Genomic DNA, 15,373 nt, shown 5'->3' with positions numbered 1-15,373 from the left:
GCCAGAAGTCCGGGCCCGCCTACCCCTTGGGCAGCTCAATGAAGAAAGTGGTGCCTTTGTTTTCCTCGCTCTCAAATCGGATGCTGCCCCCGTGCCATTCCACGATGGTCCTGATGATGGACATGCCCAGGCCCACGGACGGCTCCCCCTTGATGCCGGGCCGCCTTGCCCGGGTGAATTTGTCGAAGAGGGTGTGGTGGTATTTCTCGGGGATGCCCACGCCCGTGTCGGCCACGGTGACCAGCACCGAGTCTTCCCGCTCCTCCAGCGACACAGTGATCTGCCCGCCGTCCGGGGTGAACTTGAGAGCGTTGGAGAGGAGGTTGTTGACGACCTGCATGAGCTTGGTGTCGTCCACCTCTAGGTAGACCTTCTCGGGGGAGGCGTGAAAGCGGAAGTTCTTGCCCGTCATCCCTTGGGTCTGCCGGTACTCCTCCATACATTCCCGGATGGCCTGGGCCAGGTCTACCCGGCGCTTGATCAGCTTTACCTCGGAAGACTCCAGGAACTCCTGCTTGATGAAGTCCTGAATCAGCTGCATGCCCTGGCGGCTGCTTTTTTCGATGATGCCGATGATCTCCCGGGCGTCCTCCTCCTTGCCGTCCCCCAGCATCTGGGAGAGGCTGTGGATCATGCCCAGGGGGCCAGCCAGATCGTGGGAGAGGATGTTGAGGATGGAGTTCTTCTTGTCGGAGAACTTCTTGAGCGTGTCGTTGTAGCGCTTCTGGTCAGTGATGTCGCTGGCCAGCCCCACGACCGCGGAGTGATCCTCCAGGATCCTGGGCCAGACGCAGACCCACTTCTCCGTGCCGCCCCGCAGGCGGATGCGGAACTCGACATCGGGGATGATCTTTCCTTGGAGCAGGTCCTGGAAGATCTCCCGCACGTGCGCTTGGTCCTCGGGGTGGACCGCCTTCAGCAGGGCCTCCGGGCTGCTGGCCACGCTTTGGCGGGTCTGCTGCCATACCCGCTCGAAGGCTGGGTTGAGGTAGGTGAGCCGTTGCTCAGGGATGCTGAAAGAGAAGAAAACCTGATCGCTTTCCGCGGCCAGGGAATCCAGAAAGCCGGGTTCAGGGGTGCTCAAGGGCATGCGTCCGTAGAAACGCTGTTATCCCATGGGCCGCTCCTGACCTCTATACAGCGTAGGCGGGGAAAGGGTTCAAACGGCGCCACGTCTGGGACCCGGACCGAAAGGAAGCCGCCGGGCTCCCTTTACCCTTCGTGCCAGCGCCGGAAAGCCTGAATGGATCAGCCCTGGGATCAGTGCTGGGAGAAAGAAACCTTGTGCCCTAGGTGCTTTATAGCAATGAATCCATATAGGATTTCTCCCTGCCTTGGATACTTTCTTGGGTTTCCGCCTCCGCAAAGCCAGGTTAGACGGGCAGGGTATTTGTCCCTAGGTACAAATACGGTAAATCAAGGAATCACTGAATATAGGAAACTTCTGTCGGGCTTTCAGGTAAAAACCTGTTATACCTATTATTTGTACTTATCAAAGAACCCTAGAAACCATGAAGATTAACGTTGACCAAAAAGACATTTCCTCCCTCCCAAGGCCTAACTCCCATAAACCTCTATCTCTAACCAACTGGTTGCGCCGAATCAGTCTGTTTTTAGTAATAGGTCTAGTCTTTACCGCCTGCGACGATGATGACGAGGGCACGGCCTCCGGCATCACCCCCAAAGGACCGCAGCCAGACTGGGGCCCCACCATCAAGCCCGAGATGCTGCGCGTGATCGAGAAGCTCGACTCGCTCTCCAACGGCGTGCCCCTGCACACCCTTTCCCCGCAGCAGGCCCGCATGGCCCCCTCGCCCACCGACGCGGTGAAGGCCGTGATGGACGAGTACAATATTCCCATGCCCGCCTCCATGTCAGACACCATGGGTTACAAGGTGCCGGTGCAGGGCGGGACCATCCACGTGCGCAGCTACCGCCCCAAGAACGCGACCGGCACCCTGCCCGGAATCGTCTATTACCACGGCGGCGGATGGGTGATCGCCACCATCGACACGTATGATGCCTCGGCGCGCGCCCTGGCCGAGCAGGTGGGGGCCGTGGTGGTCTCCGTCGAGTACCGCAAAGGCCCCGAGTTCAAGTACCCCACCGCCCACAACGACTCCTATGCCGCGTATATGTGGGTAAGGCAGAACGCAGCCATGCTCAACATCAACCCCGCCAAGATAGCCGTAGCCGGGGAGAGCGCCGGGGGCAACCTTGCCTCCGCCGTCAGCATCATGGCCCGTGACAACAATGTTCCCCTGCCGGTGCATCAGCTGCTGGTGTACCCCATCGCCAACAATGACACCAACACCCCTTCCTATATCCAGTACGCGAGCGCCAAGCCCCTGAGCAAGCCGTTGATGGAGTGGTTCTTCATGCATTACCTCAGAACCCCCGCCGATGGTAACACTCCCTGGATCTCCCTGGTGGACGTGGCGAGCGTGAACGGGCTCCCTGCCGCCACCGTGATCAACGCCGAGATTGATCCGCTGCTGAGCGAAGGACAGTTGTACGCCGCCAAGCTGAGGGCTGCCGGCATCAATGTCTCCTCCAAAGTATATGAGGGTGTGACCCACGAGTTCTTCGGGATGGCCACCGTGGTCCCGGAGGCGAGGGAAGCCCAGAAGATGGCGGCTGACGAGCTGAGGAAAGCCTTCGGGATGTAGAAGCCCGGTTAGACGTGCTTAGGGAACCCCAATGGGGTATTCTCCAGAAGGAAGGGACTTCATTGGGGTTCCCCAGCGGCTAGGGTGGGCAGCACCGTCCATCATCATATTGCAGGAAAAAACTTTACCAGAACATTTTTTCAAAGATTTCACAGACATGGAAGATAAAAGTATGCTGAGCCGGCGCAAGGCGATCGGCGGGCTGGGGGCCGGGCTGGCCCTGGCCACTGTCGGGCCGGTCCTTTCCGGCCAGGCATCCCCCTTCGGGGCAGAAGCGGCCCCCGACAAAATGGAGGACCCCACCACCAAATACCCCAAGCCCCCCTTCAAGGCGCAGTCACAGCCTTGGCCGGGGCTGGCCAGCCAGATGGACCCGCGCCCGGACCACGGCGAGAAGAGCTACAAAGGGTCAGGGCGCCTGAAGGGCCGCAAGGCTCTGATCACGGGCGGGGACTCGGGCATGGGGCGGGCCGCCGCCATCGCCTACGCCCGGGAGGGCGCGGACGTGGCCATCAACTACCTGCCCGCCGAGGAGCCGGACGCCCGGGAAGTCATCGCGCTCATCAAAGCCGAGGGCCGCAAAGCCATCGCCATCCCGGGGGACATACAGACCGAGGCCTTTTGCAAGCGGCTGGTGGAGGAGGCCGTGAAAGGCCTGGGCGGCCTGGACATCCTGGTCAACAACGCGGCCCTGCAACAGACCCAGCCTTCCATCCTGGACATTACCTCCGATCAGTTTGACCGGACCATGAAGACCAACGTGTACGCGCCTTTCTGGATCACCAAGGCCGCCCTGCCGCACCTGAGGCCCGGGGCCGCCATCATCTGCACCACCTCCGAGCAGGCCTACGACCCGTCGGCAGAGCTGCATGACTACGCCCAGACGAAGGCCGCCAACATGAGCTACGTGAAGTCCCTGGCCAAACAACTCGGGCCGAAAGGGATCCGAGTGAATGGGGTGGCCCCCGGACCCATCTGGACGCCCCTGCAGGTCAGCGGTGGGGCAACCCAGGAGAAGCTGAAGAAGTTCGGGGGCGACACCCCGCTGGGCCGACCCGGTCAGCCGGTGGAGCTTGCCTCCATCTACGTGCAATTGGCCGCCAGTGACGCCAGCTACGCCACTGGCCAGGTCTATGGTGCGGGAGGCGGAAGCGGGCAGCCGTAAGTTTTTAAATCGGATTTTAACTAAAAAAGCAAGTTGCCAAGTATTCCATAACTATTGGGTGTATGGGATACTTGGCAACTTGCTTTCAAACCTGGTTTACCTCTATCCTTTGGAGAATACCTGCTTTATCTTTTCAATCCACTTAGGCTCTTCCACATCATCCTCCAGCAGGAACCCATAAGGGTGCAGTTTGGGGACATGGTCACACACGATCCGGATGATGGCAAAAAGAGGCTCAAACAGGATCATGCCGGGGATGCCCCAGATCAGCTCCCCCAGCACAATGGCGAAAATGGTCATGATTGGACTTATGTTGAGCTTGTTTCCCATGACAATGGGCTCAATCAAGTTGTTGTCAATGACCTGGGCCGCCACTATGACGCAGACCACCGGGATCACCATACCGGTGGACCCGCTCACAAACGCCATCAAGATGGGGAAAATACCGCCGATGATGGAACCAACATACGGAATGATGGTGGGCAGCACCGCGATGAGGCTGATGAGCAAGGCGTTTTTCACGCCGATGATGGAGAACCCGATGGCGTAGCAAACGGCCAAAAAGGCCATGGAGATGAGCCTTCCCACCAAGTACTGCGCCGCCACCTTGGTGATCTGCTGCAGGGTCTCCCTGGTCACCGGCTTTTCCTCCCCAGAGAAGACCTTCAGGAAAAAGGCCTCGTACTTCTCCCGTTTCCACATCAGAAAGAAAAGGTAAAGGATGATGAGGGCAAAGGAAGTGATGAGGCCCATGGCGCCTTTCACCGCCGTGGTCAGGAACTTGTTTGCGGACTGGGAGAACTTGGAGATCTGCTCCTGGACAAAGGTGATCTGCTCCTGGGGCGCCACTCCGTACCGCTGCTGAATCCATTGCTGCACCTGGCCGAGAGTCTGCTGCAGTTTGCTTTGTATCTGAGGCAAATCCTCGGAAAAACTGGCGGCCTGCAGAGAGATGATTAACAAGATGCCGGCAATAAACAGCAGTATGATAAGGATGCAGAGAAGGGTGGCGGGTATGCGGCCCACGCCCCTTGCCTCCAGCCAGCGACTCACCGGAGTCATGAGCATGGCGAAAATGATGGCAAAGGCCAACGGAATAAAAAAGACCTTGCCGTAGTATAAGGCTACGATGGTCAGTATGCCCAGAAGCAGTACTGCGTTGGCGCGGTAGATGGAGACGTTGTTCATTTAATGTAAATCACGTTATGGGAAATATAGATACTACTATTGAATGCAACCCCTTTCCATTTTCAATGAAGAAACCCTCTGAACTCTTCCAGGCATATCCCTGAAGAGAGTGACAGCGGTAATGGGGTCTCTGCTATAGGCCTTCTTTTTAAGAATTAGCCTAAAAGCTGCAAAGGCTTACTGCAGCTGGAACCTTTTATAGGAAGGAACCACGTACTCATCTCCATTACCCAGCATGTGCATCCGCAGGCCCTTGGCCGTGAAAGGCTGTCCGTTGCCAATGTCGTAGATGTTGGTCTCCGTGATGCCCATCCCGTCCACCACCGTCACCAGGCCGCTGCCCACCACCTCCACGTTTCCCCCTTGGGTCACGAAGATGGCCGTGTCCTCCTCCAGACCTATCCCGATGCACTCGGGGTTGGTGCAGATAGCCTGGGTAAGGCGCACAATGCGGCCCCTTGTCAGGAAGTGGGTGTCAATGGCCACGTTCTTGAGGAACTCCAGTCCGGTGGTGACCCGCACGTCACCTTTGATGTAGCCGCCCTCAGACTCTCCCTCGTAGATCATGGGCGTGGACATGGCCGTGGCGCCGGCGCTGGTCCCGGCGATGATCACCTGGGTGAACGCATAATGCTCCTTCATGGCCACCAGCATCTCAGAGCCGCCGAAGATGGCGGTGAGGCGGAGCTGGTCGCCGCCGGTGAACATGATGCCGGCCGCTTGCCTTATCAGTTCCACATACTCGGGTTTGTTGGCATCGGGACGGGTGCGGATATCCGCCACCTGCACATTCTTGGCCCCCAGGCTCTGGAACACATCCAGATAGTCCTGGGCGGTTTCCTCCGGGATTCGGGAAGCCGTCGGGATCACCACCACCAAGGGATTTTCGCCCTTCAGTTCCTCCACGAACCGCTTCAGGATCTGCTCGCTGATGAAGTTTACGTTATGCTCCTTCTCCCTTTCGGGCGTGTCCCCTTTGTCCTCCTTTCCGCCAATGATGAGCAGCCTGCCCTGGGGAATCACCCGGGTTGCCTGTGAGTTAGGGATTACTTCTCTTTTTTCCTTAGCCATTAGTTGTGAGTTTTAAGGTTTGCCAAGTATGGATGTAGTGTACTACATCCATACTTTAAGAATTGTGTCTCTAAAAGGTATTATGGGAAGGATGTCTTTGAGGTCAGTGCCTCCTTTGCGCCTCCCCGGTCATTGGAACGAACTTTACGGGCATAAGCTCTTTCTCCACGAAGTAGTTTTCCCTTGCCCTGACCAGCATGACCAGCCGCTGTAGGTTGGTGCCGACCGGTGCCAACAGCCTGCCCCCGATTTTGAGTTGTTGCGTCAGGGGCTTCGGGATAACGGGCGGGGCCGCGGTGAGCATGATGGCGTCAAACGGGGCCGCCTCGGGCCAGCCCAGGTACCCATCGCCCTGGCGGGTAGTGACGTTCCCGGTGCCGGATCTCGTCAGGTTTTCCGGTGCCAGGCGGGCCAGCCATTCGATGACTTCTATGCTGTAGACGCGTGAGACGATTCGGGCCAGGACTGCCGCGTTGTAGCCACACCCGGTGCCTACCTCCAGTACCACGTCCTCCGGCCCCAGCCCCATGGCCTGCGCCATGTAGGCTACGATGTAGGGCTGGCTGATGGTTTGCCCCATTCCGATGGGCAGGGCCTTGTCTTCATAGGACTGCTGCCGGATCTCCTCGGGCACGAACAGGCTGCGGTCCACCTCCCACATGGCCTGCAGCACCCTGGGGTCAGAGATGCCCCTGTCTATGAGGTGCCTTTCCATCATTTCCTGCTTGCTTGTTCCCATAGGGGTAGAAAGTTTTTACCTATGCTACCCTGCTTCGCCCGTTTTGGTTGTGGGGGAGTTGGGTACAAGGGCAATTGAAAGGGACAGCCGGAGTTGCCAGTTACGGCAGTAAACCTGCGTAGAAAGCGCCAAGGAGGCAATTAGGGGGAGTGGTTAGGCTAGAGTACGTATTAACCCTGAATTTTACGTGCAAGTACCCTGTTTTCCAACCTATGGATTAGCCACTGGTAAGAGGAGTGGTGTTACACCCAGTCAACCGGAATGAGAGAAGTCCGTAACTAATTAGGCGTGAAAGAAATAGTACAGTATTATGGCCTGCGGTGGTACAGTGTTTTCCTACTCTATCCTCTGCTGATCGCAAACCGACTGGTGGAGGCAAGGTACCCCGCGTTCACCCTCTCCTCCCTGGCCGAAGGGCAAGGGACCGGCGAGGCCCTGCTTGAGCTGTTCCTGAAGGGGACAACCTTGGGGCTGCTGTTCTTCTTCCTGCCCAACCGGCAGAACCTTGCGCCTAAAGAACGGTTGAGGAGGTCCGTCAGCCTGGGTTGGCTGGCGTGGTATATCCTGTTCTCATAGTCCCGTTAACCTAAAGGGATAAACGTATGAAGAAACTGGAAGCGATCCGTGTGGCGCTGCATGACCTGGCAGAGGAGCTGGAGGCGGAGCAGGTGAAATTCAACTCGGCCACAAACCGGATAATTGCCATAGCTAACCATTTGATGCAGAATGGAGTCTCTAATATGCCGGAAGGCATTGATAGGTATCACATCAAGCCGCGCATCAGGGTTGAGGTTTTGAAAGACTCCTTCCTAATGGAAGGAGAGTTGGTGGTGTCCGAATTATTAGGAAAAAAGGAGCTAATCGTAAAAGCGATGCCTCGTCTCAACTTCCTGCTGAGTGGTCCCAATGATAAGGTTGTACTGGAAAGGCTCAAGGCCCTGTTTGGCGAGTTCCAGGAAATGACCAGAGGGAATGGCCATTATCCGCATGGTTTCAGAAGCTTGGAGGAAATTAAATTCCTGCTTTTCATTTTTACGACTACTTCACATTAGGCATCCCCCTAGGTTTAGGAACAACAAGGTTTCACCCCCCTAGGCCAAGCCGCTAAGAATCAAAGGCAAGTTTTATTTAAAATACTGACTTAACATGAAAGCACTGATACTACTTGGGACATTGAAGAAAGAAGGTCTTTCAAATACGGAGACACTGTCAGAGTTCCTCTCGCAACGGTTCAAGGCACACGGTATAACCTGCAATATCATAAAGCTGGTTAACTACAGAATCCTTCCCGGGACTAAAAGCGAAATGGGGGCAGGGGACGAGTGGCCGGCGATACTGGGGAAGGTACTTGCGGCCGACATCCTCGTTTTCGCCACCCCCATCTGGTGGAGCAACTACTCTTCTGAGATCCAGCGGGTGATTGAGCGGCTTGACGAGTTGCACGACGAGATACTCAAAGGGCAAAAATCTAAGTTGGAGGGGAAAGCTGGGGGGATTGTTGTCACCGGTGACTCAGATGGGGCGCAGCATGTGATTGCCGGCGTTGCCAATTTCTTCAATGCCGTAGGCTTAGTTCTACCTCCCTATGCCTCCCTATCTGTACTTTGGGAGAAACAGAAGAAAGGGGCAGATACCACAAAGGAAGAACTGAACCAGAAGTATGAGAAGGATTACCTGCAGACAGCTGATACCATGGTGAGGCAATTGATGCGGTACGCAGAAAAGAAGCACTGACAAATTACTCACCCTTTGCTCCGAGAGGGAAGCTGTCGTTTTCCGTTAGTATCTATAAAACACCCGATAAACCAGGAGAGTGGCATATGACCCACAAGCCAGGGATGTCCAATCATAAAAGGCGAATTAGTAGTCCAGATGCCTTTCTGTATTACTCTAGCCACTTTCTTCTTTCTTTATTTCTGCCCTTCCGCATCGGCCTGAGATTTAGTACGCTTTTTTGTGCTTAAAATTACAACTAAAGGGTGGTGAAGCCTGTAAAAGGTATAATTCATATTAAAAGGATATTATATCATTTTACCCCATTCTTTATGAAAGCACTCGTGTTTCACAAAATCGGTGACGTAAGCGTAGACAACGTTCCAGACCCAATCATTGAAGATCCCCGCGACTCCATCATTCGGGTCACCTCCACCGCCATCTGCGGGTCTGACCTCCACATCTACGACGGCTTCGTTCCCCAGATGGAAGACATGGTCTTGGGGCATGAGTTCATGGGAATCGTGGAGGAGGTAGGCAGTGGCGTGACGAACCTCAGGAAAGGCGACCGAGTGGTGGTTCCTTTCCCCATCGCCTGCGGCCACTGCTTTTTCTGCAGCAACAGCTGGCCAACCCAGTGCGAGAACTCCAACAGTAAATATGGGCCAGACGGGGGCTTCATGGACCAGAAAGGGGCTGCCCTGTTCGGCTACACGGACCTGTACGGGGGAATCGCGGGCGGGCAGGCGGAGTATGTGCGGGTGCCTTACTCAGACTTCGGGCCGCGCAAGGTTCCGGAGGGCCTCACCGATGAGCAGGTGCTGTTCCTGACGGATATCTTCCCCACCGGTTGGGCCGCGGCGGACTGGGGCCGCATCAGGGGCGGCGAGACAGTGGCCGTCTTCGGGGCCGGCCCGGTGGGCATCATGGCCGCCAAGTCGGCTTGGCTCATGGGTGCGGGTAGGGTCATCAACATCGATATTCAGCAATACCGCCTGGACATGGCCCGCCAATCGGCTAACTCAGAGACATTGCTGTGGGAGAGCGAAGACCAGGTGGTGGAATACATCAGGAGCATCACCGAAGGCCGTGGAGCAGATGTGTGCATTGATGCCGTAGGCATGGAGGCGGACAGAACGATTCTGGAAAAAGCCAAGGCGGTCATCAACCTGGAGAAGGGGACGCCCAAGGTGCTGGAGACGTGCCTGCGGGCAGTCAGGAGAGCCGGGGTGGTGAGCGTGGTGGGCGTCTACGGCTCCCCGTTCGACAACTTCCCTATCTACCGCTGGTTTGACAAAGGCGTTACCCTCATGGGGACCCAGGCTCCGGTGCAGCACTACATAGACCACCTCATGCAACTGGTGGTGGACGGGAAAGTAAGGCTGGACGATATCATCACGCATACTATGCCGCTAGTAGATGCCCCGCACGGCTACGATATCTTCAAGAAAAAGGAAGACAACTGCGTGAAGGTCGTTTTAAAACCTTGATGGGGGAGGCTAAGTCGCCGTTTCGCAATTCATGAAAGCGTGTCATTTTCTAAAACCAGCCCTGAAACAAACCAGTGGTTTAGGGCTGGTTTCTTCTTGCCTTCCTGTATCTCCGCTAAGAAAACCACTACTGATTGGCAAACCATTCAGTCTCCAATGGTCCTCAACAAAAGTATGTAGATTCATTTTAGGGCTGAATACTCAAAACTGGGCTGAAAACATTAGGAGGTTTTCCCGTAAACCTTAGCGGGTTGGTAGGAGGGAAAGACTCACACAAAACATCCAAAAAGTACTGTAATGGGAAACAGATTAGAAGGAAAAGTAGCCATCGTGACCGGCGGCGGAGCCGGAATTGGCGAGGCCATCTGCAAGAAATTCGCGAAAGAAGGGGCGAGTGTAGTAGTGGCCGGGCTACCCGATGATCCGGTAGAGGCAGTCGCCAAAGAGATCATGGAGCAAGGCGGAACGGCCATCCATTTCACTGGGGACCTTTCCCTGTGGCCGGTGGCCCAGAGCTGCGTGGACCTGGCGGTGAAGCAATACGGTAAGCTGGACATCCTCATCAACAATGCCGGGGTCTTCGTGGAAACAAATTACCTGACCGACTACTCGGAAGAGTCCTTCGATTATATGATGAAGAACAACGTCAAGTCCACCTTCCTGATGTCCAAAGCCGCCCTGCCCCAACTGCAGAAAACCAAAGGCAACATTGTCTCGGCCGGGTCAGAGGCGGGGTTGCTGGGCATACCGCAGAACGCGCCCTACGGAGGCACCAAGGGGTTTGTAATCGCGTTCACAAAGGGCTTGGCGGCAGAGCAGGCGGCCTACGGGGTGCGCTGCAACGTGGTTGGACCCGGACCCATTGACACCGCCTGGACCCACAAGGAACTGGGCCCCATGGACGCCAAGATGGAGAAGCTGAACAAGCAGGCTAACCTGACGGGCCGCCGGGGAACTCCCGAAGAGGTAGCCAACGTGTACCTGTTCCTGGCCTCAGAGGAGGCCTCCTTTGTGACCGGGGCTCTCTATATGGTGGACGGCGGTATCACCATCGCCAAGGGACCGGCCGGAGAGGAAGCAGATTCTTCCTTCACGCAGGCACCGGAGGGTGAGCTGGACCTGAACCACTCCAAAGATGGTCATACCTCTATCCGCAAGTGATAGAAAGCAAAGTGTCTCGTCACTGATTCAATGTGCCTTGAAAATTTTGATTTTCAGGCGCAATACATCTAAAAGGTAAAAAAAAAACGAGTGTCTCCGGTATCTTAACGTACGCCGGAGGCACTCGTTTTCTCTTTAAAGCAAGTTGTATTACAGGTCTACCTCCCTGATGATGACGGTTCTTTGGATATCCAGGTCTTGGTCTATAGGACTCTGCCCAGCAAGGTTCTGATTACTGGCCGTGTAGCCATTTCTTTTTCCGTTCTTTTTTGACTGGTTCAGCAAAGCGAAAGCGGCAGCGCCGGCAGCGGCAACAATCGCCCCGGTTGCCACCGGGTGTAGTTTGGCCCGGGTGTAAAGGCTTGTCTTCATAACGTAGCCCTGGTGGTTTCCACGTACTTCGCCACCGGTAGTTGGCTGGTGCAGGGAGCCTTCCCGGTGCTTGGCTGGCTCTTCGCGTACTTGCTCACCCGACATCATCTTGGAACTTATCCAGTCCATAGCGGCGGGGAACCGTTTGTTGAGGGCGCTCATCGCCTTCCCGCCGCCTCCTACCATGATGTCGCGGTGCGGGTGTACGGCGGCGTGCAGGATGGCGTTGGCCACCTCCTCAGGTGTATAGACCGGGGCAGGCAGCGTCAGTTCCCGGTCAGTGTAGTTTCTGGCGTGCTGAGGGTAGGGGGAGTCTATCCCGGCGGGCTTGATAAGGGTGACGGAAACCGGGGCTTCGTCTTCCATCAGTTCCACACGCAGGGCATCGGTGAAACCTTTCACGGCATGCTTGCTGGCTGAGTACATGCCTTGCAGGGGAATGGCCATGTCTGACAGTTCGCTGCCCACGTTGATGATGGCACCTCCCTTGGTTTTCAGGTGCTGGGCGGCTATCTGGGAGCCATAAACCACGCCCCAGAAGTTGGTGTCAAACAGGCGGCGGTTGTCTTCATCCGTCACCTCGTCCAACCGGCCGTAGATGGATACCCCGGCATCGTTCACCCAGGTGTCAAAGCCGCCGCATTCCCGGATGGCCACATCCGCGGCCCACTGCAGTTCCTCCTTGCGGCCTACGTCAGCCACGCAGTGGAAGGCCTTGCCGCCTTCGTCCCTGATCTGCTGCTCAATGCCGATCAGGGCCTCGCGGTTGCGGGCTACCAGTATAACGGCAGCACCTTTCTTTGCCGCGGCCTTGGCGGTTGCCAGCCCTATGCCGCTGGAGGCCCCTGTAATGACGATCACCTGCTCATTGAGCGGCTTCAGTGAATATTTCATGCTTTCTGGATAAAATGTGTAGATTCTTGCTAAATGCTCTGAGAAAAGTTCTACGTATGGTAAGGGCTTAAGATTCAAGGTGCTTGACATCTATCCCAATGGAAAACAGAAACTTGCCTTTTCCCCAGCCTATGCCTGTAGCGATATCTTCCGCTAAATTTCTGTTGGGACACAAAGCGGATACTGTGGATAATTCCTATACTTCTATGAAGCAATTAGGTCAGAAATAGAAGGGTAATCCAATGACTTTTCCTACAAGTCCCGTATGATATGTACTTAAGGTAAGGATGATGGAATTATTATTTGATTTGGGTATGGCTTTGATTCTGGTGATAGGGGGATTTCTACTGTGGGCCCAACTCAGAATGTCTGTTGATTGATATTTACCGTCTACACCTAAGCCATAAACGATGCTCTTTTATCACTTAATTGAAAGATATTGCTCGCTTAGGCTGGACGCCCATAACCATTTTCTATCCTGATAAGTAATATTGCAAGGACCTTCAAAGCAAACCATGGCCACTGCTAACCTCACCAACATAGCCACCTTCAAAGGAGCCCAAATAACGGGCGTCACCATCAGCCAGACGGGAAGACTGTTCGCCAACTTCCCCCGGTGGCACAACGATATCCCATTCTCCGTGGTGGAAGTACAAGCGAATGGCCAATACCGAGCCTACCCGGATGAGGCCTGGAACGCCTGGCACGGACAGCCGGAGCCCAACACCTTCACTTGCGTGCAGTCGGTAGTGGCGAACGGAGACTCCCTTTTTGTATTGGACCCGGCCAGCCCCATGATGAAGGGGGTGGTGGGCAACGCCATGCTCTACGAGTTTGACCTGGAGTCCAACACACTTAAAAACAACTGGGCCTTTGACAAAGCCATCGCGCCGGAGAAGTCTTACCTCAACGACCTGCGCATTGACCGGGAGGCGGGCAAGATCTACATCACTGAGTCTGGAATAGGGGCCATCATTGTGCTGGACCTGGAAACCGGCGTGCCTCGCCGCCTGCTGGACGACCATCCCTCTACCAAATCAGAGGACGTGTGGCTAACCGTGGAGGGCGAGCGTTGGGTGAAAGACGGTGAGAAGCCAAGCATGCACGCAGACGGCATCGCGCTTTCCAATGACAGAACGTACCTCTACTATCATGCCCTTACCGGCTATACGCTGTACCGGGTTCCTGCCGCGGCCTTGAATGATACGTCTTTGGATGCCGCTGCCCTGGCCTCACAGGTGGAGAACCTGGGCAAGACAACGGCCCCGGACGGAATGATTTTTGACCGGCACGGAAACCTCTATTTAGGTGACCTTGAAAAGAACGCGATCATGTGCCGCACCCCGGATGGTGAGCTGAGGACCTTGGTGGAAGGGAAAGAAGTGAAGTGGCCCGACACCTTCACCATAGACCAGCACGACAATTTCTACTTCACCACCTCGCGCATCCATGAGGCGGTGGGCGACATCTCGGGGCTGGACTTCCATATCTTCAGGGTACCCTTGGCGGAAAGTCAAAGCTGATTATAAAGCCACTTTTCTGTTATAGGGCTGATTTTCTTGAAATGCCGAAAACAGGACATAGTACCCTAGCAGTGCCTTCATAAACAAACCGTCTGCCTATGCAATTCTTGCTTCTATAGGCAGACGGTTTTCTTTATAGGTAAAAATTCGACCGTTCAGATCATAACTCCTCCCCGCCAATGCCCAGCACCCGGAGCAGCTCGGCACTGAACCCGGCTTCCCCCACGGCGTTCTTGACTTTCTGGGGATCCAGGTTGTCGCCTGAGACGCTCAGTATATTATCCTCTGTTTCGGTGTCCACCTTCCATTTGCTAACCTCCGCTACCCTATCCAGGTAAGGAGCGACTTTGCCTATCTCATCCTCCTGGCCGATGTTGGTTTTGAATTTCAGTAGTTCCATCGTTTTGGTGTTGGTGTTTAGTCTTTTACTTGGAACAGGCGCTATGGTTGCTTGCGGAAGGATGTTGTGTAAGCCTAGGTTTTTAGAATGGAAGTAGGTTGAAGAGCTACTCAGCTGTTCTAATGTATTGGAATGAGGTACAAATACCTCCTAGAATTTACCCTGTATTTGAAGCCGTGGTGAAACATCTTCATACGATTATGAGTTGTAAATCCTTGGTAAAGAAAAAGATAAGTATGCGAAAAGTGGAAGAGATCAGCCTGGCTCTCTGGGCCCTGGCCTTGGAGCTGGAGGTGGAGGCGGAAAGGTACGATGGCCTGAGCGAGAACATCCTGGGGATGGCCTTCGGGCTCTTTGATGATCCGCAGCGTAACCTGCCCCCGGACGCTTTGGAGAAGTATCTTCGCATCACCAAGGCCCAGCCGGGAATCCGCCTTACCCTGGACGAGAGGAGGCTGTATGTGGAGCGGACCCTCTGGGTTCAGAGCCTGGCCGATCCTGTCAAGAGAATCACCGTCCGGGACCTTTCGCCCTATGAATTCTCCCCGGAGGGAGAGGCGGAGCGGAACCACCTGGCTTTGCTGAGCATCCTCTTTGAGGAGTTTGAATCCAAAGCCGTAATCTTTGGTCTGGGCCGGCTCTCCCAAGGAGAGCCTTTCTCCCTTCCCCAGTTCAAGTTCTTCGTCTCGCTGTTGGATAGTAGCGTCAGAAGACTCGGGGAACGGTAAACGTAAAATAAGTGTGAAACCTTGCCCTACGTTTCACGTCTACCCCAATGCCCCCGCACCTGTCCCTTGCAAACAATTTATTCCAAAACCTAGATGAAGAGAAGACCGAAAAGTACCTCACCCCGGTTTTATGTCGTGAAAGACGGTACTGCCATTAGCGGGTTCGGGAGCTTCTACGAGGCCTATATGTATGCCCTGAATCGGTTCTGCTCCGAGAACTTCCTGGTAAAGGGATACGGAGAGGATTGATAGCAGAATTA

15 protein-coding genes are annotated in these 15,373 nt (G+C 55.2%); 9 read left to right on the top strand and 6 right to left on the bottom strand.

Features of this window, described 5'->3' with window-relative positions:
* Positions 1-19 precede the first annotated feature (19 nt).
* On the bottom strand, positions 20-1,084 hold the full coding sequence (locus HHO50_RS18625; protein ID WP_255478816.1) for a PAS domain-containing sensor histidine kinase: 1,065 nt from the start codon (positions 1,082-1,084) through the stop codon (positions 20-22).
* A 427-nt stretch (positions 1,085-1,511) separates the two neighbouring features.
* Between HHO50_RS18625 and HHO50_RS18620 the strand changes: the two genes are divergently transcribed.
* Complete coding sequence (locus HHO50_RS18620) at positions 1,512-2,669, top strand: alpha/beta hydrolase (protein ID WP_219921586.1); 1,158 nt, start codon at positions 1,512-1,514, stop codon at positions 2,667-2,669.
* A 157-nt stretch (positions 2,670-2,826) separates the two neighbouring features.
* Entirely contained in the window at positions 2,827-3,834 is a 1,008-nt protein-coding gene (locus HHO50_RS18615; RefSeq protein WP_181308308.1) for an SDR family oxidoreductase, read from the top strand.
* A gap of 102 nt (positions 3,835-3,936) precedes the next feature.
* Here the strand turns inward: HHO50_RS18615 and HHO50_RS18610 are convergent, their stop codons facing one another.
* The 3 genes from HHO50_RS18610 to HHO50_RS18600 all read right to left on the bottom strand — a co-directional run bounded on the left by HHO50_RS18610 (position 3,937) and on the right by HHO50_RS18600 (position 6,832).
* Positions 3,937-5,022 carry an AI-2E family transporter gene (locus tag HHO50_RS18610; protein WP_181308306.1) on the bottom strand — a complete coding sequence of 362 codons (1,086 nt, stop codon included), beginning with the start codon at positions 5,020-5,022 and terminating at the stop codon, positions 3,937-3,939.
* A gap of 177 nt (positions 5,023-5,199) precedes the next feature.
* The gene (locus HHO50_RS18605) at positions 5,200-6,093 is read right to left on the bottom strand and encodes a cyanophycinase (protein WP_181308304.1); all 894 of its coding nucleotides are present in this window, start codon (positions 6,091-6,093) and stop codon (positions 5,200-5,202) included.
* Between the two features lie 103 nt (positions 6,094-6,196).
* Positions 6,197-6,832 carry a protein-L-isoaspartate(D-aspartate) O-methyltransferase gene (locus tag HHO50_RS18600; protein ID WP_181308302.1) on the bottom strand — a complete coding sequence of 212 codons (636 nt, stop codon included), beginning with the start codon at positions 6,830-6,832 and terminating at the stop codon, positions 6,197-6,199.
* A gap of 288 nt (positions 6,833-7,120) precedes the next feature.
* Here HHO50_RS18600 and HHO50_RS18595 point away from each other — a divergent pair, with 288 nt between their 5' ends.
* The 5 genes from HHO50_RS18595 to HHO50_RS18575 all read left to right on the top strand — a co-directional run bounded on the left by HHO50_RS18595 (position 7,121) and on the right by HHO50_RS18575 (position 11,196).
* Entirely contained in the window at positions 7,121-7,408 is a 288-nt protein-coding gene (locus tag HHO50_RS18595) for a hypothetical protein (RefSeq protein WP_181308300.1), read from the top strand.
* Between the two features lie 26 nt (positions 7,409-7,434).
* Entirely contained in the window at positions 7,435-7,884 is a 450-nt protein-coding gene (locus HHO50_RS18590; protein WP_181308298.1) for a hypothetical protein, read from the top strand.
* Positions 7,885-7,978: 94 nt separating this feature from the next.
* Positions 7,979-8,566, top strand: coding sequence for a flavodoxin family protein (locus HHO50_RS18585; protein ID WP_181308296.1), 588 nt, complete (start codon positions 7,979-7,981; stop codon positions 8,564-8,566).
* Positions 8,567-8,877: 311 nt separating this feature from the next.
* Positions 8,878-10,035, top strand: a complete 1,158-nt coding sequence (locus HHO50_RS18580; RefSeq protein ID WP_181308294.1) for a zinc-dependent alcohol dehydrogenase — start codon at positions 8,878-8,880, stop codon at positions 10,033-10,035.
* Positions 10,036-10,332: 297 nt separating this feature from the next.
* Positions 10,333-11,196, top strand: a complete 864-nt coding sequence (locus tag HHO50_RS18575) for an SDR family NAD(P)-dependent oxidoreductase (protein WP_181308292.1) — start codon at positions 10,333-10,335, stop codon at positions 11,194-11,196.
* A 150-nt stretch (positions 11,197-11,346) separates the two neighbouring features.
* Here HHO50_RS18575 and HHO50_RS18570 read toward each other — a convergent pair whose 3' ends face one another.
* Positions 11,347-12,462 carry an SDR family oxidoreductase gene (locus HHO50_RS18570; protein WP_181308290.1) on the bottom strand — a complete coding sequence of 372 codons (1,116 nt, stop codon included), beginning with the start codon at positions 12,460-12,462 and terminating at the stop codon, positions 11,347-11,349.
* A 515-nt stretch (positions 12,463-12,977) separates the two neighbouring features.
* Between HHO50_RS18570 and HHO50_RS18565 the strand changes: the two genes are divergently transcribed.
* Positions 12,978-13,985 (top strand): SMP-30/gluconolactonase/LRE family protein, encoded by a 1,008-nt coding sequence (locus HHO50_RS18565; RefSeq protein WP_181308289.1) that lies wholly within the window; start codon positions 12,978-12,980, stop codon positions 13,983-13,985.
* 160 nt (positions 13,986-14,145) lie between these two features.
* Here the strand turns inward: HHO50_RS18565 and HHO50_RS18560 are convergent, their stop codons facing one another.
* Positions 14,146-14,385, bottom strand: a complete 240-nt coding sequence (locus tag HHO50_RS18560; protein WP_181308287.1) for a copper chaperone — start codon at positions 14,383-14,385, stop codon at positions 14,146-14,148.
* Between the two features lie 215 nt (positions 14,386-14,600).
* Between HHO50_RS18560 and HHO50_RS18555 the strand changes: the two genes are divergently transcribed.
* Positions 14,601-15,113 carry a hypothetical protein gene (locus HHO50_RS18555; protein ID WP_181308285.1) on the top strand — a complete coding sequence of 171 codons (513 nt, stop codon included), beginning with the start codon at positions 14,601-14,603 and terminating at the stop codon, positions 15,111-15,113.
* The last annotated feature ends 260 nt before the right edge of the window (positions 15,114-15,373 follow it).

Origin of the sequence: Rufibacter sp. XAAS-G3-1 (assembly GCF_013623775.1) — a bacterium.
In the GTDB taxonomy this organism is placed as follows: Bacteria; Bacteroidota; Bacteroidia; order Cytophagales; family Hymenobacteraceae; genus Nibribacter.
Note: the sequence above shows the minus strand (reverse complement) of the source record. Positions and strands in the feature narration are given on the sequence as shown.

Bases quoted from the DNA above. Each gene is read 5' to 3' on its own strand.
- HHO50_RS18620 (WP_219921586.1), top strand. From the start codon at position 1,512: ATGAAGATTAACGTTGACCAAAAAGACATTTCCTCCCTCCCAAGGCCT.
- HHO50_RS18615 (WP_181308308.1), top strand. From the start codon at position 2,827: ATGGAAGATAAAAGTATGCTGAGCCGGCGCAAGGCGATCGGCGGGCTG.
- HHO50_RS18610 (WP_181308306.1), bottom strand. From the start codon at position 5,022: ATGAACAACGTCTCCATCTACCGCGCCAACGCAGTACTGCTTCTGGGC.
- HHO50_RS18605 (WP_181308304.1), bottom strand. From the start codon at position 6,093: ATGGCTAAGGAAAAAAGAGAAGTAATCCCTAACTCACAGGCAACCCGG.
- HHO50_RS18600 (WP_181308302.1), bottom strand. From the start codon at position 6,832: ATGGGAACAAGCAAGCAGGAAATGATGGAAAGGCACCTCATAGACAGG.
- HHO50_RS18590 (WP_181308298.1), top strand. From the start codon at position 7,435: ATGAAGAAACTGGAAGCGATCCGTGTGGCGCTGCATGACCTGGCAGAG.
- HHO50_RS18585 (WP_181308296.1), top strand. From the start codon at position 7,979: ATGAAAGCACTGATACTACTTGGGACATTGAAGAAAGAAGGTCTTTCA.
- HHO50_RS18580 (WP_181308294.1), top strand. From the start codon at position 8,878: ATGAAAGCACTCGTGTTTCACAAAATCGGTGACGTAAGCGTAGACAAC.
- HHO50_RS18575 (WP_181308292.1), top strand. From the start codon at position 10,333: ATGGGAAACAGATTAGAAGGAAAAGTAGCCATCGTGACCGGCGGCGGA.
- HHO50_RS18570 (WP_181308290.1), bottom strand. From the start codon at position 12,462: ATGAAATATTCACTGAAGCCGCTCAATGAGCAGGTGATCGTCATTACA.
- HHO50_RS18565 (WP_181308289.1), top strand. From the start codon at position 12,978: ATGGCCACTGCTAACCTCACCAACATAGCCACCTTCAAAGGAGCCCAA.
- HHO50_RS18560 (WP_181308287.1), bottom strand. From the start codon at position 14,385: ATGGAACTACTGAAATTCAAAACCAACATCGGCCAGGAGGATGAGATA.